This is a genomic window from Nostoc sp., assembly GCF_035638895.1.
Lineage (GTDB): Bacteria > Cyanobacteriota > Cyanobacteriia > Cyanobacteriales > Nostocaceae > Nostoc.
This window is the reverse complement of sequence record NZ_DASQZC010000103.1, coordinates 1-23245: the sequence shown is the minus strand read 5'-3', so window position 1 is coordinate 23245 and position 23245 is coordinate 1. Positions and strand designations below refer to the sequence as shown.

The window sequence follows — 23245 nt, the reverse complement described above, 5'->3', positions numbered from 1 at the left end:
AAGTGGTTTTCATCAATGTATTCTTCGTGAATTGGCCAAGTTTGCTGAAATAATTTGATTTGTCCGATCGCTCGGTTTCCCATTGCTGCAAAAGTGAATACGGGTGCTGCTAAACCCACAACACTCATACTCAAATGGTCTGGCAAACTTTGATCTAGGCGTTCCCCCAAATTTGTATTATAAAAACGGTTGATAATCCGAATCTGGGGATTCAGCACCCGCGCTTGCATCATAATAGACAAATTCAGAGCATCTTTAGAACCAGCGATTACTATAGTGTGCGCCTGTTGAATTCCTGCTGCTGTTAGGGTAGAAGCTGCTTGTAAATCACCAACAATCACATCTCCTGCTGTTTCGCCTGGGATAGATTGGTGATGAATGCCAACAACGAAGGCTCCCTGGTGTCTCAGCAAACGAAAGGTTTTATATCCGGTACGTCCTAAGCCACAAACAATAATTCGGGGTTTCATGAAAAGGCAGCATCTTTTACAGGTAGGGCTGCATTTCTAGTTATTTATCAATATTGTTGCCCGCTTTCTTGCAATATAACTGTAGCTGACAACACGATTATTTCAAATAAAATGGCACTTTTACAAATTTATGAAAGTCTATGTTATTAGCGCTTCTAGATTGAGTGCAATACAAACCTAACCCCAGTCCCTTCTCTACTAGCGTTGGAGAGTAAGATTTAAAGCTTTTTTCCTTTTAGGAGAAAGATATGGAAGTGAGGTCAAAGTGTATTGCTTGCATTCGAGAAGCGCTATATTTATATACCTGAAATTTGAAGAAACCCAAGTTATGAAAAATTTAGTAAAATTAACAAGTTTTGGTACTATTTTATGCCCCTTATTTGTGGTAGGAACCCTAGCTGCTATAGCGCAAGTACAGCCGCCACAGCAACAGCCAGGGCCGATTTCTGCACCTAATGTAACACTGAATATACAAGGTAGCAGTGGTACATGTCCTAAAACAATTGGACTGTGGTGGTTTGTTTTACCTTATGAAGGCGGTGCTGAACATACGGTAGTGGCAGATACTAGAGAATTTGCAGATGAAACTAAGTTAGTTTCATCTAAGAATAAGCGATTTGTGGAATTTGTTTCACCTTTACGCAGTAATTATGCTTCTTGCATAGGTCAAACTCGTGGGCAAGAATATAATTTCTACAATGTAGAATTTAAGAATAAAAAAGCTTATTTCCGTGTGGATTTACGAAAATTTAATGTACCTAGTCGCCCTAGCCTAATTACTTACAAAAGTGTAGTGGCTTCCCGCCCTTATGTCAGATGGGCGATCGCTGACTAACACCTCAAATAGGAGAGTCGTTCTAGATAGAGTTTCAACAGCCAATAAAATAATATAGAAAAATCTGGCAATTTTTGTAGGTTGTGATACGCTATCTGCTTGAGGAGTGTAGAGGAACCGAAAATGGCAAAGCTGCGCGTGGGGTTACTGTTTGGCGGTCGTTCGGGAGAACATGAAGTTTCGATCAAATCAGCACGGGCGATCGCTAAAGCCTTAAGTGCAGAGCAAAATACTAACAAGTACGAAATACTGCCTTTTTACATCCAAAAAGATGGACGCTGGCTAGCCGGAGAAGCACCCGAAAAGGTCTTAGAAACCGGTACTCCGCTACTAGAGTCTGAACAATCAACATCTGTTGGAAATCTCACATCCAACCCTCAAGCTCAAACCCTCAGCAAGTGGCAATCTCCCTCTCAAGTTTCACAAGTAGATGTTTGGTTTCCTATTCTCCACGGCCCTAACGGTGAAGACGGGACAATTCAAGGGTTACTAACTTTGATGCAAGTCCCGTTTGTGGGTTCTGGGGTGTTAGGTTCGGCAATGGGGATGGATAAAATTGCCATGAAAATGGCTTTTGAGCAAGCGGGATTACCACAGGTAAAATACAAAGCGATAACTAGAACGCAAGTTTGGTCTAATCCTTGCGTGTTTCCGAAACTGTGTGATGACATTGAGGCAGCATTAGGTTATCCTGCTTTTGTCAAGCCTGCTAATTTGGGTTCATCGGTGGGTATTGCCAAAGTGCGATCGCGCCAAGAATTAGAAGCCGCTTTAGATAATGCTGCCAGTTATGACCGCCGATTAGTTGTAGAAGCTGGTGTCGTAGCCAGAGAAGTCGAGTGTGCCGTTTTAGGTAATGATCAACCTCAAGCCTCTGTCATTGGAGAGATTACTTATGACAGCGATTTCTATGACTATGAAACTAAATATACAGAAGGGCTAGCAGATTTACTGATACCTGCACAGCTTCCAGATGCGATCGTTCGTCAGATTCAGGACATGGCTTTGCAAGCTTTTGCAGCTGTTGATGCTGCGGGGTTAGCAAGGGTAGATTTCTTCTATGTGGAAGCGACACAAGAAGTTTTTATTAACGAAATAAATACGTTGCCAGGCTTTACTGCGACTAGTATGTATCCCCAACTTTGGGCCCATAGTGGAGTCTCCTTTCCAGAATTAGTTGATCGGTTAATTCAACTTGCGATCGAAAGGCATTCTCCTAGCTGACAGAGAAAATAACCGAACTGATTTCAGATTATTACGGCGAAAAGTCACAATAAATACAGAACTTTGACAAAAGTTAGCCAGATTTAGTAGCATGTATTTTACAAAAAAAGCTACTTAAATTTGAAACTTTGTTACGGATACCTGATGCTTAACTCCTCCAGTACAATTTATGGACTAGAGGGGTACAAATCTGAAAGTAATCATGGAAAAAAGTCAGAGTGTACAGCGCGAGCCAACCCAACGAAGAAGGGCTACTCCAGAGCTGACAAACAGAAAATCGAGATTAAAACAAAGCTCGAACGTTCTGATATATCTGGTTGCACATCATCCTTGGCTATTGTTAACCGGATGTTTAGCCATGTTTTTAGGAGGTGGTGCCTTTGCCCTGTATAGCTTAGGTAATGCTGGACAGGTAACACAAGAAGAACCAGAAAAAATCCCGGTTATAGTTGAAGAACCAATCAATGCGTCCTCTGAGAATAGCAATCCTACACCTCTATGGATGGTGGCTGCGATCGTCCTCAGCTGTGGTAGTGGTTGCCTGCTCATTTTCCGAATGCTCAACCGGACAAAGCAACCGCAAAAAGTCCAAAAACTGGTTAACCGTCATCAGCCACGCTTGGCACAGAACCATTCCCAAAGATTGGAACCTCGCCTTCCCAAGAACCAACCAATCTTTTTGCCACAGTCACAACTGATGCCCGTTAGGCAGATACAACCTAAAGCAAAACATTTGGTGACAGTTCTGCCAGCAGAACACAAGCACCACTTGGATACGCGTACAGAATCTTTAGCAGACTTAATGGATCTTCGTAAAGATAGTTCATTGTCTGCAATTTTACGCCAGTCTTAAATTTCCTGTAAAGCAAAAACCTGTCAAAATAATATTTTTTGCGACTTAAGGCACGGTTATACCGTGCCTTTACTAATATCTAAGTCTAAAAATCGTCTACCCTTACTCACCGACATCCCGCCCGGAACTAAAGTTCAGGGCTGATAAGCTGATACGCAGCTAAATTTAATAAACAGCATTACCTTTATTTTTAATCTTACTACTCCACAAATTATCAAAATTACTTGTTCATACTTTTTAGGATTTAACCTAAATCTTTCTTGAACAACTCGAAAGAAGACAAACAACTAATAAAAGATCACTTATGCATTCTTGGTATAGAAGTCTGAATCAATATTTATCATAGATGAAGGAAAAAGTACTCAGCAATCAGCACTTTTAACCCTGCTTTAATAACTTTAGGGTAAATTTAGCCTACATACTCAGTATTTTAGGTATAAAACTTGTATTTAAATATATTTACTTTTATAAACTTGTGATGATCATTTCCTGGATGCTACCTTCTACAAGGTGACACAGGATTTGGAGCAGTTTTTTAACCATGAAGCGCAGACACAAAGTAGCCTATAGCTTGACATCGCTGATCAGTCTCAATTTAATATCTAGCTTAGTTGCATTTGATGGAGCGATGGCTACGCCAACGCCAAAGGCAAACGCTACAGTACCGAGAACCCCAGATAAAACTGTCAATTGCGAAATTTTAGTTGCGGGTGGTGGACTATCGGGTGTCGCCACAGCTTACGAGGGGTTACTAGCCGGACGAACGGTTTGTCTCACGGAAATTACCGACTGGCTGGGAGGACAAATTTCTTCTCAAGGGACATCTGCGTTAGACGAACGCCCAACTCAGCGTGCTCTCAAATTCTATTCTCGCGGCTACATGGAATTGCGAAACCGTATTGGGCGCAAATACGGTGAACTTAATCCCGGTGACTGTTGGGTAAGTGACTCCTGCTTTCTGCCCCGCGATGCTCACACAATTTTGGTTCAGATGCTCAAAGATGCCGAGAAGCAAGGTAAAGGGAAGTTGCAATGGTTTCCCAACACAGTAATTAAAGATTTGGAAATCGCTACTGATGGCAAAATAATTAATGGTGCGATCGCAATCCAACATCAACCACCAAAAGGCGCACCACCGCTCAATACCTTTACTTTATCTCAAAGTATTGAAGATTCTTATAGCTACGAAAATTCATCTCGGTTTACCAAAACTATTGTCCGTTTCCTTCCCAAGGCAGATAAAGGCGATGCTCCTAAATGGTATGTCGTAGACGCGAGCGAAACTGGAGAAATTATCGCCCTTGCTGATGTCCCCTACCGATTGGGTATTGATGCCCTTTCTTACCTAGAACCTTCTTCGTCCAGCGCCAACAACGATCCTTATTGCCCTCAAGGATTTACCTACACCTTTGCAATGGAGGCAACTAAGGAACCGCAACCGCAGACGATGCCCCCATTTTATTCACAATATGCACCATATTTCAGCTATGAATTAAAGCGACTGGCTAACTTTGACTTAGTTTTCACCTATCGTCGCATTTTGAGTCCAAACAAAGGAAAACCAGAAAAATTCGGTGGTGTAAGTTTTACTGCTGCTACACCAGGGGACATCTCCATGCAAAACTGGACTTGGGGTAACGATTACCGCCCCGGAACAGCCCAAGATAACCTGATTTACAGTCGCCAACAGTTAGAAAGTACTGGGCAGTTAAACCCAGGTGGTTGGACGGGGGGGCTGCGAACAGAAACCCTCCGCAAAGCTGAGGAAAATGCCCTATCTTTCTATTATTGGTTGGTAGCTGGGACTACAGATTCCCAACTGGGGGAAGGTGTAAAGCAGCAGCGAAGCAATAACCGCTTTGTTTCCGGGCTAAATTCTCCGATGGGGACAGTACATGGCTTATCGAAATATCCCTATATGCGCGAAGGACGGCGGATCATTGGACGCCCTAGTTGGGGACAACCTGGTGGTTTTGGTATTTGGGAAATTGATATTTCTCGCCGAGATTACAACGATAAGTATTATTCCGAGACTCTGCCAGCAGATATGTATCGGAGGCTACGAGCAGCCCTTGCAGGTTTAGAAGCAGTATCAGTAATTGAAGGTAAAGTCTCACCAGAAAAAGCAATGCGACGGACTCGTTCTACCATCTTCCCCGATGCTGTGGGTATTGGTCACTACGCTATAGATTTCCATCCTTGTATGGTGAATAGTCCCGCAGAAGCCCCTGGTAATACAGAACGTCCAGGTGAAAGGCGTGGTGCAGGTCTTGCTTATCCCTTCCAAATTGCTCTGAGGGCAATGATTCCCCAGAAAATTGATAATTTACTGGTAGGTGGCAAAAGTATTGCTACTAGTCATATTGCTGCTGCTGCCTATCGAGTCCATTCCTTTGAATGGTCTTCTGGCGCAGCTGCGGGAACTGTTGCTAGTTTTGCCCTTAAAAATGCGATCGCACCCTACCAACTAGTCGATGATTTACCCAAACAAGAGCCACAACTGGAGGCACTCAAACGGCTTTTGCAACAAAATGGCAACCCCACAGCCTTCCCCGACACATCCATTTTTAACGAAAACTGGGATAATTGGCGGTAGATAGTCATTGGTCATTGGTCATTTGTCATTTGTCATTAGTTTTTCACAAAGGACAAAGGACAAATGACAATGGACTAAACTAGTTGTTTTTAGTGTAGTTTTGTAAAATTATCTTGCTTAATTGTTCTATGGTTCTGACACTTTCAGCAGATGTTTACGGGATGGCCACAGCACCAACTAAAGCTCCTGAACGGTCTAATGAAGTTACCCGTAAAACTTATCCGAATTACAAAGTGATTGTATTAAACGATGACTTTAATACATTTCAACATGTGAGTGAATGTTTGATGAAATATATTCCAGGGATGACTGGCGATCGCGCATGGGATCTAACTAATCAGGTACACTATGAAGGTCAAGCGATCGTCTGGGTCGGGCCCCAAGAACCTGCGGAACTCTATCACCAGCAGCTGCACCGAGCAGGTTTGACAATGGCACCTCTAGAAGCAGCTTAATTATCATGGGCAAACCCACCGCAGATTCTCTCCGATCGGCTTCTCTACGAGACGCTACGCGAACACAAAAAGCTGGCAGACTGGTTTGGAATCACTCGACCCACCTTGATGGTCTCATCCCCATTTTAGAACGTCTTTGTCAGCAGGACAACATCCAAACTGTGACGCCGGGAGTTATTGGGCGATCAAAAGGCCATTGCCCGAAAATGCAACTGCGCGTTTCAGTACCGATTCGCGGCGGCTATAAAGTAATTGCACGGCAGGGGAAGACGGTACAAGAGGTCTTTATTTTAACCCCTTTGGCGCAATCAGAATTGGAAACGGCATTAGCGATCGCTATGAAATCTTAATGGTGCCCAATTTCCAATTCCCCATGCCCCATAACTATTCTTCAACACGGTGGACTGCAAATTTGTGTAGTGGCAGACTAACAATGCAAGAAAAAGTTAAGAAATATGATAGAGCCGTAGTTATTCTCAAACTCATGATCACAGATTCCCAGTCGGGTAAAACTATTTTTTCTATACCAAAGGCTACACAGTAAACTAGCCAGTAAGTAAAGCTCATTCTAAATAAAATCCGCTCTGTCTCTTCTACATCATTTTTTTGCTGCTTACTGTCCCACAGTAACACCAGCCCAACAATGCAAGCGACAAAGGAAACAGCAACTACAAATTCGTGACAAAATATATTTAACGAATGCATTGGTGTTTGTCTCCACATTTCTCAGTTGAAGATCAGTCTAAAGGAATATTCCTTATAGAAATACAAATTATTTACAAACCTCAATAGAGTCATGCATTTTCTGTAAACAAATGCAACATAAATTGTTGTTTTGCAAATATAAATATTTTTAATAAAAATTAAATATTTCTGTTAAGTAAGTATTTGGGAATTAGAGATTACTGATTAGTTTAGATTTTGAACAAATAAAAAACTCGCGTATTTTTTACTATGCTTTGGGAAACTTAAAACCCAAACGGTAAAGTACTGGTTGATGTCATCCAGCACTTAGCAATGTCTAAGACAGCCGTAGCTGCGGCACACGTTATACGCTAATTGCTGGATAAATTGAGCGTGTTCAATAACCTCAGAAATTTTAACAATTTTCTCCTGATGTTTCGCAAGCAGCAATACTTACCCAACGGCTAGAACCATCTTCCCAATGTTCTTTTTTCCAAATGGGGGCATTATGTTTGAGGGTATCAATAGCATACTGGCAAGCTTCAAACGCCTCACTCCGATGAGGACAACCTACTGCGACTAAAACGCTAATTTCTCCAATTTGCAAACGTCCAGTGCGATGATGAATCACTACCCGATTCACATCAGGCGTAGATAAGCGAATATCAGCAGCAATTTGATAAAATATCTGCAATGCCATAGGTTCGTAAGCTTGATACTCTAGAGCAACTACAGGTTTACCATCAGTTTGATTGCGAACTACGCCACTCATCATAACTACAGCACCGTTGGCTGGATCGTTAGACAAGGCATAGACTTCTTCAAGAGACAATGGTGCAAAGCTAATGGCAAAACTATCTTCAGCTCTTGGTTTAACAGCAGAGGTAAGTGTAGTTGTCATAACTGCGATCGTATTATATGGGCTTTTTCTATTATCAATCCGTTATTGCCGATTATTGTTGTAAGTGGACTTGTAACAAGTGAACAAGTACCAATCGACAAAATAGATGAACATACAGCCTTTTTACCCAAACCCTACACGACGCAAGAATTATTGAAAACCTTACATGCAGTTATTAGTCAATAGTATAATCTGCATTATCTAGACGATCGCAGTCATATCTACCTTTAATCAGTGTTAAATTTTTATGCAACACGTTTTATAGTACAAAAATACTATGTACACACTTCGCTGTCAACCCGCCTCGAACTAAAGTTCAAGGCTAATAGCTAAAGTCTACTGAAGTAGACTAAAGATTTTTGGGTATATTTTAGTCATCTTCAGATGACTTCCGCTATTAGCAAGAAACTTCAGTTCCTTGTGGGATATGGCTTTTACGTTAAGTTGACACGTATGGGCAGTGCCGTGCCCCTACGCGTGTACCTCACATAAACGAGAATCGCTATAAGATTTTATGCAAAACTGTACTTACTTGTGCAACCAAAACCCTTGTAGAGATGTAAAATTGTACGTCTCTACATCAACGATTCATTGCCTGTATTTAGCAACGCATCCGATCTACCCAGAGACAACAGCAGAGTTCATCTCATAAAAATGGGATCTCTCTGTTTGCAAATAACGATAAAGACGATTCAGGGCGTTGATATGAGCGTAAGCTGCGGCTACCACAATATCAGTATCAGATGCTTGTCCAGAAAATATCTGCTCTTGATGCTTCAAGCGAACTGTGACGGTTCCGAGTGCATCAATCCCTCCAGTCACAGATTGGACGGAAAATTCAATTAGTTGATTGGGAATCTGTACCAATTGATTGATTGCTTGATACACCGCATCCACTGGGCCAGTGCCTACACTCGCATCTGTGAGGATTTTGCCTTCAGGAGTGACAATTGTAATGGTTGCAGTTGGGCAAGTGCAGTCACCGCAGATTACCTGAACGTGTTCGATTTGGAAGCCACTTTCTATTTGAATCTGCGTTTCATCTCGAACGATCGCTTCTAAATCCCAATCTGAGATTTCTTTTTTCTTATCGGCAACATCTTTGAATCGATTGAAGGCTTTGTTCAAGTCCGCCTCGTTCAATTCAAACCCCAATTCCTTGAGCCTGGTACGAAAAGCATTTCGTCCAGAGTGCTTGCCCAAAACAATGCGATTTTCTGGCAACCCGATCGCAGCAGCTTCCATAATTTCATAAGTCTGGCGGTGCTTGATGATCCCATCCTGGTGAATTCCAGACTCATGGGCGAAAGCGTTTGCTCCCACGATCGCCTTATTGGGCTGAATCAGCATTCCGGTTAATTGGGAAACCAAAGACGAGGTTTTGTAAATCTCCTGAGTCTTAATATTAGTCAGGGGTGTATCAGCATCAACCGGACGGCCAAAGTAAGGATTAAAAAATGGTTTACGAACCTGCAACGCCATCACAATCTCTTCCAATGCTGCATTACCTGCTCGTTCCCCAATGCCATTAATGGTACACTCCACCTGACGCACGCCATATTCAATTGCTGCCAAAGCGTTAGCTGTTGCCAAACCCAAATCATTTTGAGTGTGAATGGAAAGAATCACCCCATCGATATTAGGAACATGTTCTTGAATTCCTTGAATCAGATTTCCGATTTCTTTGGGTGTACAGTAACCAACGGTATCAGGAATGTTGATTGTAGTTGCACCTGCTGCGATCGCCATCTCCAAAACTTCATAAAGAAACTCTGGTTCAGTGCGGCTAGCATCCATTGGTGAAAATTCTACATCGTCTACAAACGACTTAGCATAAGCAACCATTTCTGATGCGATCGCTAATACTTCGCTGCGAGACTTTTTTAACTGATATTTCAGGTGAATATCAGAGGTAGAAATCATCGTGTGGATTCTGGGACGATCTGCTCCCTTCAAGGCTTCGGCGGCGGCGTGAATATCTTGGCGAATGGCTCTAGCTAAACTGCAAATGATTGGCCCACCGGGTATTCCAACCTGTTCAGCAATGGTTTTAACAGCTTGAAAATCTCCCGGACTAGCAACGGCAAAACCTGCTTCAATCACATCGACACCAAGGAGAGCTAGTTGATGAGCGATCGCCAGCTTTTCTTCTACATTGAGGGTTGCGCCCGGTGACTGTTCGCCATCCCGTAGCGTGGTGTCGAAGATGATAACTCGGTCTGGTTGAGATGCGATGCTCATAATTGTCTCCCGTGGTATTGAAGGGATGCTTAAAAAACTTACTTTGGATATTGTATACAATTTTTTCGATTTTGTATACAATATCCAATATGAACTTAAATGACCTAGCAGCGAATGTGCTGCAACAACAACGCAGTACACCAGATTTAATTGCCGATGCTTTGCGGGAAGCGATTCTGCGCGGCATTTTTCAGGAAGGACAATCGCTGAGACAGGATGAAATCGCCACTCAGTTTGGAGTTAGTCGTATTCCCGTGCGTGAAGCGCTCAAGCAGCTAGAAGCAGAAGGATTGGTGACACTGCATTTAAATCGTGGTGCGATCGTATCGGTGTTAACAGCACAAGAGGCGCAAGAAATCTGTGAAATTCGCAGCGCCTTGGAAGTGAAAGCGATGCAGTTGGCAATACCCAAGTTCAGGGAAACAGATATAGAAAAAGCTGCTGTAATTTTGTCAGCAACAGATCAAGCAACTGATGCAGGTGTGTTGGCGAAACTCAACTGGGAATTTCATGCGACGCTGTACGCCACTGCTGAACGTCCCCGGTTGCTGACAATGATTAAAACTTTACACATTAATTGCGATCGCTATGTCCGAGTACAATTAGCGCAGATGGATTACCAGGAGCGATCGCAAAAAGAACACTATCAACTCCTAGATGCTTGTCAAAAGCAGGATACAAAAGCTGCTGTCAGGTTACTGAAACGACACATTGACACCGCAGGAGAACAGCTAATTGCATACTTGCAGCAAATTGCTCAAAAACGCTGATTCTTCTTGGAACTAGATGATCTAGCAGAACAGAACAAACAGGAAATTTCCATTATCCTATTCAACGTGAGTTCGACAAACCCCTCTCTCCCTCTCCGACTCGGAGAGGGACGGTTTTACGCAGTAAAACCAGGGAGAGGTCTTTTTATGTAAGCGTTTAGAAAAATAGGAGGTTATCTATGAAAAAACTGATCCAGCGTATTAAAAGATTGCTGCAACGTATCTTCAAGAGGTTTGCATCCAATTCTCAGCAGACATCGCCCTTAATAAATTCTCGCCCCTTAGAAACTTCTATTCCTAGTGTTTCTCCCCGATGGGAATCTGGTTTAGTGCTTGTGTGTTCACAATGTGGAAACGAGCGCTCAAATAGTTTTCATCCAACTACCAAAAGCTCAACAGCTTCCGAAGACTTAGAGAATTGGTTAAAATCTCGTTTAAAATTTGAGGGATTGTGGGGAGAATTTCGGGTTGTTAGCACCAGTTGTTTAGGGATTTGTCCAAAATCCGGTATTACTGTCGTTATTGTAAGTAATGGAAGTAGCGGTAATAGTCCATGCTTAATTGTAAATCCTCACAGCGATGTCTACGATGGGCTACGCCTACGCGAACTTCTTTACTCACGCATCAAACAGAATAAAGAATAGTTTTGCAGCTTTGCTAATGCTTATATTAGGATATTTTCTCACTAAATTATTGAATGCTAAATTGTGTTTTTTATATTGCACTATAGTTTGCTTAAGTGGCAAACTAAAAAGGGGTGAATATTTTAATTCACCCCTGAAGTTTTTCCTAGTTAAGAAGGAAAATGAAGAATATTTATCCAGACCTTATATCTGAAGAATTCCTACTTTAAGTGAGGTATATTTGGCCTTACCAAGGTAGGTGAGGAATTAGTGCTTCGGGCATTAGTACTTGAGGAAGCAGTAGTTGTTGGGGAACTGAGATTCAAGAAATCGATGAGTTTAAGGGTACGATTACGAATTTTCCAGCGCCCATTTATGTTGACAACTTTATCTTCATAAGTACCATTAGCGACATCAATGCTGGTTTCAGAACGTTTGTGAGTCGCATGGAGGTAAGAAGTCATCGTTGCTTGATTACTTTTAACTGAAATGTTTATCGTACCCATCAAATGTTGGGTAGCTGTATATCCATTTCCTTGAAATACTGAATAGACAAAATCAGCCCAAGAATCTGTCCCATAACGTGTTTCACTTGCCCCATCAGGAAAAATAGCAGTGAGGGCTGCATCTTGAGTAAAACAATCTCGATAAATATTTTTTCCTTCTAGAAGATTTCCTCTACCAATAGCATCCGTTCCCAGAGCATAACAGGATGCTAGTTTTTGAATTTCTAATTCCGCGTTAGGTTGAGTTGCACTTGCTATTTCAAATCTACCTCCAATAAACAGTACAAGAGCCACTGCAAGCACAATCAAAGTTATACGATTTAACAAAAACGAGATAGCCTTTGAAACTATTCGTCCATTTTCTCTTCTTTTTTCCACAGAATGACACCTTAATTTTTACGGTTTTAGTATCTTGTCACTTGCTGTCAACTTAAGTTCTTGCTTAAGGTTTTAGCTCATAAAAATCTGGCTATATCTGCAATAATTTAGCTATAACTGATTTTTCAGTTAGTAAATTAATTTACTAGTAAATGAGCCAGATAGTACAAGATTTGATGTATATAATCAGTTATAACAGGTAAAACACAGATTTAAAAGTGTTAATTATGACTAAGAGTATATTGATTTTATTAAATAATTAACGACTACTTACATAGGTTTATCAAAAGCAAAATAACTTTTATTTCAGCAGCTTTGAAAAATTAAATATAATTACTATAGTAATCCTCAATTATTTGTGATAAACAAGCTTCCCCAACTTATTAAACAAGCCGGAGAACTACGAGTTTTGCGAATGTGCCTCTACTATGAGAGATTATTCTCCAGAGATGGGAATAGAAATTATAAATTCTGTTCCTTGTCCCAAGACTGATTCACAAATCAAAGTTCCACCATGATTTTCAACTATAATTTGCCGACTAATAGATAATCCTAATCCCGTACCTTTTCCTACGCCTTTAGTAGTAAATAGATTTTCAAAAATGCAAGTTTTAACTTCTTCTGTCATTCCTTTAGCATTATCTTGAATCTTAATTACCAGATTTTTGTTTTCCTTAGTCTTAGTTAAGATAGTAATAATATTAGGATAACTTTCTTGAACTTCCATAAAACTACGGCCAATATTTGCTTCTTCTAAAGCATCAATTGCATTTGCAATAATATTCATAAACACCTGATTCAATTGCCCTAAGTAGCACTCCACTAATGGAATATTTCCATACTCCTTAACGATTTGAATGGCTGGACGATTATGATCAGCTTTCAGGCGATGCTGTAAAATTAACAAAGTACTATCAATACCTTCATGGATATTAGCTAATACTTTAGAGGAAGTATCGGCGCGTGAAAAAGTGCGGAGGGAAGTACTAATGTTACGAATACGTTGTGTTCCTAATGTCATACCATCAATCATTTTGGGTAAATCTTTTAGTAGGAAATCTATATCTATTTCTTCGGCTTTTTCTTCAATTTCAGCACCAGGATTGGGGAATTTTTCTCGGTACATTTGCAGATATTCTATTAAATCCTTAACAGTATCTTTTGCTTGGGCAATACTACCTGCAATAAAACCGACTGGATTATTTATTTCGTGTGCTACACCTGCAACTAAATTTCCCAGAGAAGACATTTTTTCATTTTGGATAAGTTGCAACTGTGCCTCTTGTAAATTTTTTATTGAGTGTTGTAATTGCCTAGATTTGTCTTGCTCTCTTGTGTACAAGCGGGCATTTTCGATAGCAATAGCCATTTGAGAAACTAAGACTTTTAATACCTCTATTCTTTTTGGAAGGAAAGCTCCTGAAGATAACTTATTTTCTAAATAGATAATACCCGTAAGCTGTGATTGGTAAATAATAGGCAAGCAAAAGATTGATTTCGTTTGAGAATCCTGAATATAAATATCAAAACTAAAAGGTTCTGTAGTTATCGCATCATTTAATACAAGATATTGCTGAGTGCGAAACACGTAATTAATCACAGAAAGCGGCAAATCCTGATAGGTTTCAACGGGAATAGAGCATAAAACTGTCACTACATCGTCAGCAGTATTTCCAGAAGCTTCGATATATAGTTGATTATCTTTCAGTAGAAGCAGCACTGCTTTTTGTGCAGCAGCATTTTCTAGCAGAATTTTGATTAACTTGCTCAACAAAGTTTCCAAAATAATTTCATTGGTAATCGCTTGGGAAAACTTGATGAATGCATTAAAATCTAAAAAATCGCTTAAACTGCTATTAGTAGTCGTGGTAGTGGTAAGATGAATTGTATCTATTTTTGAAGTAGTAGTTTCTATAGTAGTAGTTTGTCCTACTAGAAAAGCATACTTTGATTCTAAGTGTTTAACTTTAGCGATCGCACCCCAACGAATATAGGCATAATAGGCTTTAGTTATATAAGTTTGATGAATTAACTCTTTACCTAGAGACTGATAAAATTTTCCTGCTAACTCATACGCTAAAGCTTCTTCTTGGAGAAAACCATTTTCTTGAGATTTGGCAATAGAGTTCTCATAGTAGTCCATTGCTTCAAGTTTTTGGGCCAAAACCTGATACCGTTCTGCCTCCACAAGATAAAATCTATGTAAGTGATTGGTGGGAGCATGAGTAGCCCATAATTCCATTTTTTGCTGATTAGCTTGGACTTTTTCTAGAATAGCTTGCTTCTCTGACTCTTTAGCAGTATGATATATTGCCAAGTGGGCTAAAGAATCGTAAAAATAGAATAGTGGAACAACAAATAACCCTGTAACACCACCTAAAGATTTTTCTGCGATCGCAGCATTTTCTACAGCTTTAAAATACTCTCCAAATAAGTAAGAGAGCATTAGTTTATTAACAAATAAATGGTTAATTGTGTAGAGATCATTTACTTGCTGATGAATTGGCAGCATACTTTGCTCGTCGTAGGCTTCTCCAATTAAACAGTCAACATTTTCAAAACTTCCTTTCAAGTTCAAAACTGTTTGTAAATACACTAAGTTCCAAGTTAAAGCTACTTGTTGCTTGATTTTCTTCAGCGATTCACAATAAGCTGTCAGTTCTTTTTCTAAAACCCAAAGTTCCTTACCCAGCCAAAATGAATGATAGGGATAAATGTAACCACAATAACCAGCATATTCTAAATCTCCAGTTTCTAAACCACTAGAATATCCTGCCATTGCTGATGTTAATGTTTCTCGTACATGCTCTTTCCAATGCATAACATGAGCGCTAACAACCGTCAGTATCTTAGCTTTGAGTTCTTGAGAATTAAATTGTGAAACTAACCTTGAAGCCAATTTCCCAAATTTATAGCCAGAATCAATTTCTCCTTGAACTCCACAAAGCAATAACCCATAAAGGCTATAACCATAGGCAGATACAGCTGTATTGCCATAGTTTAAAGACAGATTGACCATTTTACAAACAATGATTGGCATCATTGCAGGAGCAGTTTGAAAAGCCGCAGGGAGAACTCCCATTAAGATTCTCATGGCTGCAATTTTATTAGGATCAGTCATTAATGGTAAGTTAATTAAATCTGCGTAGACGTTTAGCGGATTGTCGTTAGACATCGCTTTCCCTTTCAAAGAAACAGCGATTTCATCCATCCCTTGCTGAATATCAGTTGATGTAGGTTCACCTGGAAAACTTATTCCTAACAATTGCAGAGTTGATACTGCTATTTTGATGGCTTCCAGTTGTTTGCTTTGAATAATAGAAGCGATAATCTGTACTTCATAGACTTTCACTTTATCTAAAAGGTTTTTGGCTTTTTGCTGCACTACCTCAGCCCATTGCTGCATCTGCTCAAAATTACCGCCCAGATAGGCTGCCTCTGCGGCTCCTTCATATAAACCTATAGTTAAGATATATTGAGTTTCCCAAGCATCTATATTTAAAAGTTCTATCCCATTTGTGAAGTACTTAAGAGCAGCTTCGTAAGCTGTAGAAGCTTTAGCTTTTCGTCCTGCAATTAAATTCAATCGAGCCAATTCAGTTTTCTCCGATTGCTCTATCAGATTAGCAATACCTACATTCAACTGGTTGACAATATCAAAAATATTAGCTTCTATTTCTTCCTCTGGTATATTTTGTAGCAGCAATTGCCCAATCTTTAGATGAGTAGATTTCTTTTGTTCTTCTGGAATCAACGAATATGCTGCTTGTTGTACTCTGTCATGCAAGAACTTGTAACCCACTCGTGAAGAATCGAAATTTAAATTAGCCGCTTCTTCTTGATTAAAAACTAAAGGAATGCGGTAAGTTTCACTTAAAGGTAGGATTAATCCCGCTTGCAAAGCTGAGTGTAAATCATTTGCTGTCAAAGAAGCTGATTTTTCGTTGACTATCGATAAAACATCTAGGCTAAATCTGTCACCCACACAAGCTGCTAGTTTTAAAACATCTTGGGTAAATTTTGGTAGTTTTTGAACTCGACTTGCAACCAGTTCAACTACATTTTTATCGGTAATTCCAATTGATTGGATATCCTCTAGACTCCACTGCCATTTGGCATTGATAAAATCAAATATTAAAAGCTGTTCTTGATGAAGTGCTTGAATTAGTTGTGTTATAAAAAATGGGTTGCCACCTGTTTTATTAGAAATTAGTTCAGCTAACTGAATAAGTTGATTATCAAATAGCCCCTTTTTATTGTCAGGATTAACTTCTGTTTTTTGTAAAGTTTCTGTAAGTAGCTGAGTTACATTCTCTAAACTTAAAGGTTGCAATACGACATTATTAACAATCGTGCCACTATTTTTAATTTCTTCTATTTTTTGAATTAAAGGATGTGCTGGACTAACTTCATTATCTCTATATGCCCCAATAAATAATAAATGCTTGCTGTCTGTGTCAGTTATGACTAGTTGGATTAAATTTAATGTGGCTGAATCTGCCCATTGTAAATCATCTAAAAATATGACCAAGGGGTGTTCTTTTTGGGTAAAAACTTGGATAAATTCTTTAAAAACCCGGTTAAAACGATTTTGTGACTCTGTTCCACCAATTTGGGCAATTTCAGGCTGCGTACCAATGATTAATTCTACTTCTGGAATTACATCGGTAATAACTTTTCCATTTGTTCCTAAAGCTGATAATATTTTATTCCGCCACGTTTCTATTTTTTCATTATCCTCTGTCAGCAAATATCGCATCAAATAAGCGAAAGCTTGAATTAAAGAAGCATAAGGTATATTTCGCTTTAACTGGTCAAATTTACCCGAAATAAAGTAACCTTCTCTGCGAGTAATAGGTTTATTAACTTCGTTGACTAAAACTGATTTGCCAATGCCAGAATAACCAGAAACTAGCATCATTTCACTAGTTCCAGATGTAACGCGCTCAAATGCAGCTAATAGTTCATTAACTTGTTTTTCACGACCATATAATTTTTGAGGCATTAATAACTGGCTTAAGACATCTAAACGACCTGGAATAAAATCGGTAATTGTACCCTTAGTTTCTAACTGGTCGAGACATAATTCTAAGTCTGCTAATAATCCAGTGGCACTTTGATATCTGTCTTCTGCATTTTTTGCCATCAGCTTCATGACAATTTCTGAGAGTATGGCAGGAATTTTTGGGTTTAATGACTGCGGGTTGATTGGTTCAACAGCAATGTGACTATAAACTATTTCTAGGGTATCTTGACTAAAAAATGGCACTTTATTAGTGAGCATTTCATACAAAGTCACGCCAAGAGAATAAAAGTCAGTGCGATAATCAAGAATGCGATTCATTCTCCCAGTTTGTTCAGGAGACATATAGGCAAGTGTGCCTTCAACGCAGTTCGGGTTAGTAAACTGAGGATTTTCTTTATTAAGGCGGGAGGCTATACCGAAGTCAGTGAGTTTAGCAATACCTGTTTGGGCATTAATGATGATGTTACTAGGTTTGATATCTTTATGAATAATCTGGTTTTTATGCAAATAAGCTAGAGCTTTCGTCAGTTGAATAGCAATTTTTAAATAATTAATTAAATCAAGTTTTTCTGTCTGTAAATGTTGAGCTAAAGACTGCCCGCCAAAGTCTTCTAGCAAAAGGCCTACACGATTTCCAAAGGTTTCTAAACTTATGGCTTTAACTATGTTGGGATGGTCTAAACCTTGCTGAATTTGATACTCATTTTTAATACGAGTAAAGGCTTCAAGAGTAGGATATTCATTTTTAAGCAGCTTCAGAATAACTTGCTGTTGCGTCTTTGACCTTTGTGTATGATAAATAATTGTCTGGATTCCTTCGTGGATAGTCGAGTTGATTTTATATCCAGTACGATTAGGCATTGATTTTTAACTATAAAGTGACAAAATTAGCATCACCCCTAGTACCGCAAGGCGGAAGTCAAAAGTCACGCATGTTTTAACTTTGGGCTTTCTGCCTGTAATGAAATGGTAGGTTTATTTTGGCCTACCTGTACTAGGCTTGTTGTAAAAGGGGTTCTAGCTTAATTATTCCCAGTGGAAGAAAATTCTTAACATGGGATTCCATACTCAAGGGTTGTAAATTAAAAAGTTGATTTCCCTTGTAACGGAAACTGGTGGTTACAACCCGACTGTAACTTTTACGCCAACCGCAGATAGGGACACTTTTGCAAGAATGTAGCTGCCTTATTATGGGCATCTAGGTTATGAGTATGTGCTGGCGTAGGTCGAATAATGCCATCAAACAGGTCATCTAAGCCGTAGGGAGTAAAAAATTGCCATTGGCCTTGTGCATCTAGCCGAACTCCTACAGCAGTAGCAGTGTGTAGCCAATCTGTGATGCCATCTTCTGTACTAGTGTAGGGTCTGGTACCAAGCCGCCAACGAGCAAAACTAGCTTGATTTTTTACATCAAACTGTTCATGAGGAAATTGTTCTGTGAGAGTTGCCTTTGCTGCTAGTTCTTGAGAACGGTTTCCCTCTATATCAAAGAATGCAATATCAAAATCTTTAATACCTAATTTACACTCATTGCCAAAAATTGAAGACCAAACGGTGTTTCGGACTGCACCACCGGCTAACCACCAGTTAGGTAAATTTAGTTGAGCGATCGCTCTTAATACTATATCAACAGATGTATCATTTAAAATCATCTGTAAACGAGTGTTACTATTCATATCAAATTCCTGGGATGATCAACTAGAAGGTGAAAATTGCGAATTTATAACTTTTATTTATGGAAGATTTATTTGCGCGGCTAGAACGCACATTCAATCCTGAACTGCCAACCCTTGCAGAGTCACAACAACAACTTCTACAAGAACTCAGCATTGGTGAAAATCAACCTGGTACGATTTTGCATGACTTTCAAACCCTAATAGATTTCTTGCAACCAAATGGAGTGGAAGTTAGTAGTGTTAATAACCTTTTACCACTGAAAGTACTATCAGAAGTTAATTCTCGGTTAAGTCACCCAATTGAAACTAAACTCAAACGCCCTGTCCAGAAATCATACCCTTACATTAATGGACTATATCTGTTATTACGCAGTTCTGGGATAGCCCAAATTAGATCCCAAGGTAAGAAGCAAATTTTAGTATTAGACACAGCCACCTTGGAATCATGGTCAAATCTCAACCCAACAGAACGCTATTTCAACTTATTGGAAGCTTGGTTTATTTGGGGAAATAACGAAATTTTGGGTGAGCATCAAGACTCATTTGGAAATTTATTTAGATGTATTCAATTTTGGCCCCGTGTCCCAGATAAAGGTTTAAAATTTCCTAAATATGAAGATCAACAGAATATTAGTTATTACCCTGGTTTGCATAACGTTGCTCTGTTAGAGCTATTTGGATTCTTATCTATCAAGCAGGGAAAACCGCAAGAAGGTAAGGGGTGGCGTATTACCAGTTTACAACGGTTGCCCTTTGGGGATGCTCTGTTGCAATTATTATTCCCATTAGGGATACGAGGAGAACTACAGGATGATGTAAATGTGAATTTTGGAAAATTGCAGTCACATTTACAACCATTTTTTCCAGAATGGGAGCATAATTTATTTGTTCCAAAGCAAGGCTTCACCGATGGAATTTATATTTTTAAAGTGTCTATTTCTCACGCTTGGAGACGCATTGCCATACCAGCGAAAAAAACATTAGGCTGGCTAGCAGAAACAATTCTCGATGCTTTTGATTTTGACTACGACCATTTATATGAGTTTAGTTATAAAGACCGTTTTGGTCGCACAATTAAAATAGGTCATCCTTATATGGAAACACCCCCATTTGCTGACCAAGTACAGATTGGTGACTTGTCTCTAGAACCGGGTGCTAAAATGACCTATCTTTATGATTTTGGTGATAACTGGAAATTTGATGTGCAGTTAGAAGAAATTAATCAGCCTGATAATAAAATCAAAAAACCAAAGGTTTTAGAAGTTCACGGAAACGCACCTCGACAATATTGGAGTGAAGATGATGAATCGGATGAACATCAAGAATGATGAAGATTTAGAGAGACGTGGACAATGAAAATGTCTCCATGTCCCCCTATCCCTGTGTCTTCTTCCCGTTGCTTCCTCATATCCTGCATTTCTAGTTAGTATGATGAAGCAACACAAATTTTAAGGAGATAAAATCTGTGAGTCTTCCATATAGTGGAGGTTGTCAATGTGGACAGATTCGTTATGAAATTCATGCAGAACCTTTAACCCTTTACGTATGCCACTGTAAGGAGTGTCAGAAACAATCGTCTAGTGCCTTTGGAATGTCTCTCACCGTACCATACTGTTGTGATTGCTCAGGGACAACCGAAAGCTTGGACTCGCAAAGCTGATAGCGGGCGTGAAATAAACAATTTGTTTTGCGGTGACTGCGGAACGCGATTGTTCCATGAACGGGCTTACAACTCAAATACTATCAACGTCAAACCCGGAACGTTAGATGACACAAGTTGGTTACGCCCAGTAGGTAACGTTTGGACACGCAGTGCCCAGTCATGGGTGATAATTTCAGACCAATTACTTAACTATGATGGGCAACCAGAGGATATGCAGCCTTTATGGGAAAAATGGAAACAATAGCATCCATAAATGCACAACTCCCGATATCAAACATTATACCCCTGACACTTAAACCAACGCCCTCGGTTGGTAGTCTAACTCATGACTGTACCAAACCAGAGAATGACAAAAGTTTACTGGTAAAGTGCTTTAATGAACATATTAAATTATTTAAAACAGTAATAGTAAACTCAAATTAGAAGTTTAGTTTGTATATGATATGGATTTCCATACTTGTTTGTAAATCATGTTAATTAAGCTAACACACTATTAATATTTCACATGAAACCTTACTGGACATTTCCAATCAAGTGATTTAAGTGAAATTGGATAAGTAAGACGATTTTGGTTCATTCTCAACACTTTTAACAGTTATTTCTAGACAAAGTTAATGACAAACGACACACCACAAGAATTAAACCCAGACAAAGAGATTGGGCGCTTGATTGATCAGGTAATGTCTTCATCTCTGACTGATGAACAGTACCGCAAAAAGATGCAGCGACGCAAAGAAGTGCAGGATCAACGCATAGCACAAGCTGTACCAGAAAAAGGATTAATTATTGTAAATACTGGTAACGGTAAAGGTAAAACCACTGCGGCTTTGGGGATGGTGTTACGATCGCTAGGTCACGGGTATAAAGTAGCGATCATCCAATTTATCAAAGGTAGCTGGGAACCTTCAGAAAAAAGGGTTTTCAGTAATTGGGAAGACCAGTTAGAATTTCACGCAATGGGCGAAGGCTTTACCTGGGAAACTCAAGACCGCGATCGCGATCTCGATAAAGCTAGCGCGGCATGGGAGAAATCATTAGAATATATTCGCAACCCAGACTTTCACATGGTGTTGTTAGATGAAATCAATATCGCCCTCAAAATGTCTTACTTAGAAGTAGACGATGTTTTAGCCGGTTTGGCGCAAAAACCAGCCGATAAGCACGTTATTCTTACAGGTAGAGGCGCACCGGCTGCTTTAATTGAGCGTGCTGACCTCGTAACTGAAATGACCCTAATTAAGCACCCTTTCCGCGATCAAGGCGTTAAGGCGCAACCAGGAATTGAGTATTAACTTAAAGATTACTTGCACATTTGCAACGTGCGGCGATCGCTAGCAGTAATAGAACTTAAATGATAAAAATCTTGCAGAGCCAGCGAGTAAAGATAACTACTTAACTCATCTTCACTCACTTGAGGCAGTCTATTGCTTGCAGCTACCTGATTCGACTGAGTAGTACTGGCTTCATTTGACGAACTATTAACCGTCATCGCCAACTCTCCTGATGGGTTGAGTGTACCCTGAAAACAATTAAATTCTGATTGGGGCATAAACAATGCACCCGTTACCTTATCCTGCTGCTTTTGAAATATGATGTAACCTTGACCAAGCTGATTTGATTTTGGGGATTGACCATAAAGGTAAATCCCATCTTTTACAGGAAAATCCACTTTTGGTAAAACTCCTGCGTCTTTTGTAGCTCCTTGAGAATTTGGAACCAACGCTGTGGTTGTAGGTAAGGTTTTTCCACTCTGATGGCCAAAAAGCCCTTTATCTCCAGAAGCCGCATTGAGTTGACTTCTCTGCTCTCGAACTCTTCTTAGCTGCGACAGAAGAGAGTTGTCGGTGGTTTTATCAATCTGAGCCGATGATAGTGAAGAATTTGTAAATGGTACTACTTGAGTCTGCTTGGCTATAAAGCCCAAACCGAGAAGTAAGCCTAAGCCTGCGAGGGAAATTCCCCATTGACGGGGAGATAAGAACTGATGAAGGTTGTTAAGCACCCTACTTCTCCTGTTAAAAAACGAACTAAGTTCTTTATAATTTACTTAAATTACTACTAAGTCTTAATTATCAAAGACTTTGTTTACAACTTATATTACTATTGTCCAAAAAAGAAAACTGTCAAAAACTGAAGTTTTTATTTAATTTAGCTCAACAAGCTTAGATTACCATCACTTAGAGTCTTTATTCTTCATCCAATCGATTCATCCCATTGGGTGAAGTTAATCACAAATTAAACCTTCTCAATTAACATTTAATTTTTTGACATCTTGCTTTTGAGATTTTTTAGGTGATAAAAATGCTGATTTCATGGGTCTTTCAGCAAGTTCAGCCCTTGCCTC

Annotated in this window: 18 protein-coding genes and 1 pseudogene; 11 read left to right on the top strand and 8 right to left on the bottom strand. The window is 39.6% G+C overall.

The features are described from left to right. The coding region (locus VE944_RS04850; RefSeq protein WP_324973093.1) for an NAD-binding protein at positions 1–470 on the bottom strand (470 nt) is incomplete at its 3' end. 328 nt (positions 471–798) lie between these two features. On the opposite strand from VE944_RS04850, the gene VE944_RS04845 reads away from it, so the two are divergent. The 6 genes from VE944_RS04845 to VE944_RS04820 all read left to right on the top strand — a co-directional run bounded on the left by VE944_RS04845 (position 799) and on the right by VE944_RS04820 (position 6783). Then, positions 799–1305 carry a hypothetical protein gene (locus VE944_RS04845; RefSeq protein WP_324973090.1) on the top strand — a complete coding sequence of 169 codons (507 nt, stop codon included), beginning with the start codon at positions 799–801 and terminating at the stop codon, positions 1303–1305. Positions 1306–1428: 123 nt separating this feature from the next. Beyond that, a complete protein-coding gene (locus VE944_RS04840) occupies positions 1429–2529 on the top strand; it encodes a D-alanine--D-alanine ligase family protein (RefSeq protein WP_324973087.1) in 1101 nt (366 codons plus the stop codon). Between the two features lie 202 nt (positions 2530–2731). Then, on the top strand, positions 2732–3382 hold the full coding sequence (locus VE944_RS04835; RefSeq protein ID WP_324973082.1) for a hypothetical protein: 651 nt from the start codon (positions 2732–2734) through the stop codon (positions 3380–3382). Between the two features lie 541 nt (positions 3383–3923). After that, the gene (locus VE944_RS04830) at positions 3924–5978 is read left to right on the top strand and encodes an FAD-dependent oxidoreductase (protein WP_324973080.1); all 2055 of its coding nucleotides are present in this window, start codon (positions 3924–3926) and stop codon (positions 5976–5978) included. A 128-nt stretch (positions 5979–6106) separates the two neighbouring features. Further along, positions 6107–6433 (top strand): ATP-dependent Clp protease adapter ClpS, encoded by a 327-nt coding sequence (gene clpS, locus VE944_RS04825; RefSeq protein WP_324973077.1) that lies wholly within the window; start codon positions 6107–6109, stop codon positions 6431–6433. A 5-nt stretch (positions 6434–6438) separates the two neighbouring features. Continuing rightward, positions 6439–6783, top strand: a complete 345-nt coding sequence (locus tag VE944_RS04820) for a DUF2103 domain-containing protein (protein ID WP_324973074.1) — start codon at positions 6439–6441, stop codon at positions 6781–6783. 34 nt (positions 6784–6817) lie between these two features. On the opposite strand, the gene VE944_RS04815 is transcribed toward VE944_RS04820, so the two are convergent. From VE944_RS04815 to VE944_RS04805, 3 genes are all read right to left on the bottom strand, one after another. Further along, entirely contained in the window at positions 6818–7138 is a 321-nt protein-coding gene (locus tag VE944_RS04815) for a hypothetical protein (RefSeq protein WP_229554557.1), read from the bottom strand. A gap of 394 nt (positions 7139–7532) precedes the next feature. Next, a complete protein-coding gene (locus VE944_RS04810) occupies positions 7533–8018 on the bottom strand; it encodes a molybdenum cofactor biosynthesis protein MoaE (protein ID WP_324973068.1) in 486 nt (161 codons plus the stop codon). Between the two features lie 618 nt (positions 8019–8636). Next, positions 8637–10259 carry a 2-isopropylmalate synthase gene (locus tag VE944_RS04805; RefSeq protein WP_324973065.1) on the bottom strand — a complete coding sequence of 541 codons (1623 nt, stop codon included), beginning with the start codon at positions 10257–10259 and terminating at the stop codon, positions 8637–8639. An 89-nt stretch (positions 10260–10348) separates the two neighbouring features. Here VE944_RS04805 and VE944_RS04800 point away from each other — a divergent pair, with 89 nt between their 5' ends. After that, positions 10349–11029, top strand: coding sequence for a GntR family transcriptional regulator (locus VE944_RS04800; RefSeq protein WP_324973062.1), 681 nt, complete (start codon positions 10349–10351; stop codon positions 11027–11029). Positions 11030–11208: 179 nt separating this feature from the next. Further along, positions 11209–11673 carry a (2Fe-2S) ferredoxin domain-containing protein gene (locus VE944_RS04795; protein WP_324973059.1) on the top strand — a complete coding sequence of 155 codons (465 nt, stop codon included), beginning with the start codon at positions 11209–11211 and terminating at the stop codon, positions 11671–11673. A 200-nt stretch (positions 11674–11873) separates the two neighbouring features. On the opposite strand, the gene VE944_RS04790 is transcribed toward VE944_RS04795, so the two are convergent. The 3 genes from VE944_RS04790 to VE944_RS04780 form a co-directional block, all read right to left on the bottom strand. Beyond that, positions 11874–12536: a nuclear transport factor 2 family protein gene (locus VE944_RS04790; protein WP_324973056.1), complete on the bottom strand. Its 663-nt coding sequence runs from the start codon at positions 12534–12536 to the stop codon at positions 11874–11876. Between the two features lie 436 nt (positions 12537–12972). Then, positions 12973–18423 carry a trifunctional serine/threonine-protein kinase/ATP-binding protein/sensor histidine kinase gene (locus tag VE944_RS04785; protein ID WP_324973053.1) on the bottom strand — a complete coding sequence of 1817 codons (5451 nt, stop codon included), beginning with the start codon at positions 18421–18423 and terminating at the stop codon, positions 12973–12975. A 278-nt stretch (positions 18424–18701) separates the two neighbouring features. Next, the gene (locus tag VE944_RS04780) at positions 18702–19238 is read right to left on the bottom strand and encodes a nucleotidyltransferase family protein (RefSeq protein WP_324973050.1); all 537 of its coding nucleotides are present in this window, start codon (positions 19236–19238) and stop codon (positions 18702–18704) included. A gap of 59 nt (positions 19239–19297) precedes the next feature. On the opposite strand from VE944_RS04780, the gene VE944_RS04775 reads away from it, so the two are divergent. The 3 genes and pseudogenes from VE944_RS04775 (at position 19298) to cobO (ending at position 22193) form a co-directional block, all read left to right on the top strand. Beyond that, positions 19298–20566, top strand: coding sequence for a plasmid pRiA4b ORF-3 family protein (locus tag VE944_RS04775; RefSeq protein ID WP_324973047.1), 1269 nt, complete (start codon positions 19298–19300; stop codon positions 20564–20566). Positions 20567–20703: 137 nt separating this feature from the next. After that, positions 20704–21145, top strand: a pseudogene (locus VE944_RS04770) (GFA family protein). A 370-nt stretch (positions 21146–21515) separates the two neighbouring features. Next, complete coding sequence (gene cobO, locus VE944_RS04765; protein ID WP_324973041.1) at positions 21516–22193, top strand: cob(I)yrinic acid a,c-diamide adenosyltransferase; 678 nt, start codon at positions 21516–21518, stop codon at positions 22191–22193. Positions 22194–22201: 8 nt separating this feature from the next. On the opposite strand, the gene VE944_RS04760 is transcribed toward cobO, so the two are convergent. Further along, positions 22202–22903 carry a hypothetical protein gene (locus VE944_RS04760; RefSeq protein ID WP_324973038.1) on the bottom strand — a complete coding sequence of 234 codons (702 nt, stop codon included), beginning with the start codon at positions 22901–22903 and terminating at the stop codon, positions 22202–22204. Positions 22904–23245: the final 342 nt, after the last annotated feature.

What these genes read in the sequence shown, in the direction of transcription:
- VE944_RS04820 (WP_324973074.1), top strand. Translation starts at nt 6,439, where the DNA reads ATGGGCAAACCCACCGCAGATTCTCTCCGATCGGCTTCTCTACGAGAC.
- VE944_RS04805 (WP_324973065.1), bottom strand. Translation starts at nt 10,259, where the DNA reads ATGAGCATCGCATCTCAACCAGACCGAGTTATCATCTTCGACACCACG.
- VE944_RS04800 (WP_324973062.1), top strand. Translation starts at nt 10,349, where the DNA reads ATGAACTTAAATGACCTAGCAGCGAATGTGCTGCAACAACAACGCAGT.
- VE944_RS04795 (WP_324973059.1), top strand. Translation starts at nt 11,209, where the DNA reads ATGAAAAAACTGATCCAGCGTATTAAAAGATTGCTGCAACGTATCTTC.
- VE944_RS04845 (WP_324973090.1), top strand. Translation starts at nt 799, where the DNA reads ATGAAAAATTTAGTAAAATTAACAAGTTTTGGTACTATTTTATGCCCC.
- VE944_RS04815 (WP_229554557.1), bottom strand. Translation starts at nt 7,138, where the DNA reads ATGCATTCGTTAAATATATTTTGTCACGAATTTGTAGTTGCTGTTTCC.
- VE944_RS04835 (WP_324973082.1), top strand. Translation starts at nt 2,732, where the DNA reads ATGGAAAAAAGTCAGAGTGTACAGCGCGAGCCAACCCAACGAAGAAGG.
- VE944_RS04780 (WP_324973050.1), bottom strand. Translation starts at nt 19,238, where the DNA reads ATGAATAGTAACACTCGTTTACAGATGATTTTAAATGATACATCTGTT.
- VE944_RS04830 (WP_324973080.1), top strand. Translation starts at nt 3,924, where the DNA reads ATGAAGCGCAGACACAAAGTAGCCTATAGCTTGACATCGCTGATCAGT.
- VE944_RS04785 (WP_324973053.1), bottom strand. Translation starts at nt 18,423, where the DNA reads ATGCCTAATCGTACTGGATATAAAATCAACTCGACTATCCACGAAGGA.
- cobO (WP_324973041.1), top strand. Translation starts at nt 21,516, where the DNA reads ATGACAAACGACACACCACAAGAATTAAACCCAGACAAAGAGATTGGG.
- VE944_RS04775 (WP_324973047.1), top strand. Translation starts at nt 19,298, where the DNA reads ATGGAAGATTTATTTGCGCGGCTAGAACGCACATTCAATCCTGAACTG.
- VE944_RS04810 (WP_324973068.1), bottom strand. Translation starts at nt 8,018, where the DNA reads ATGACAACTACACTTACCTCTGCTGTTAAACCAAGAGCTGAAGATAGT.
- clpS (WP_324973077.1), top strand. Translation starts at nt 6,107, where the DNA reads ATGGTTCTGACACTTTCAGCAGATGTTTACGGGATGGCCACAGCACCA.
- VE944_RS04840 (WP_324973087.1), top strand. Translation starts at nt 1,429, where the DNA reads ATGGCAAAGCTGCGCGTGGGGTTACTGTTTGGCGGTCGTTCGGGAGAA.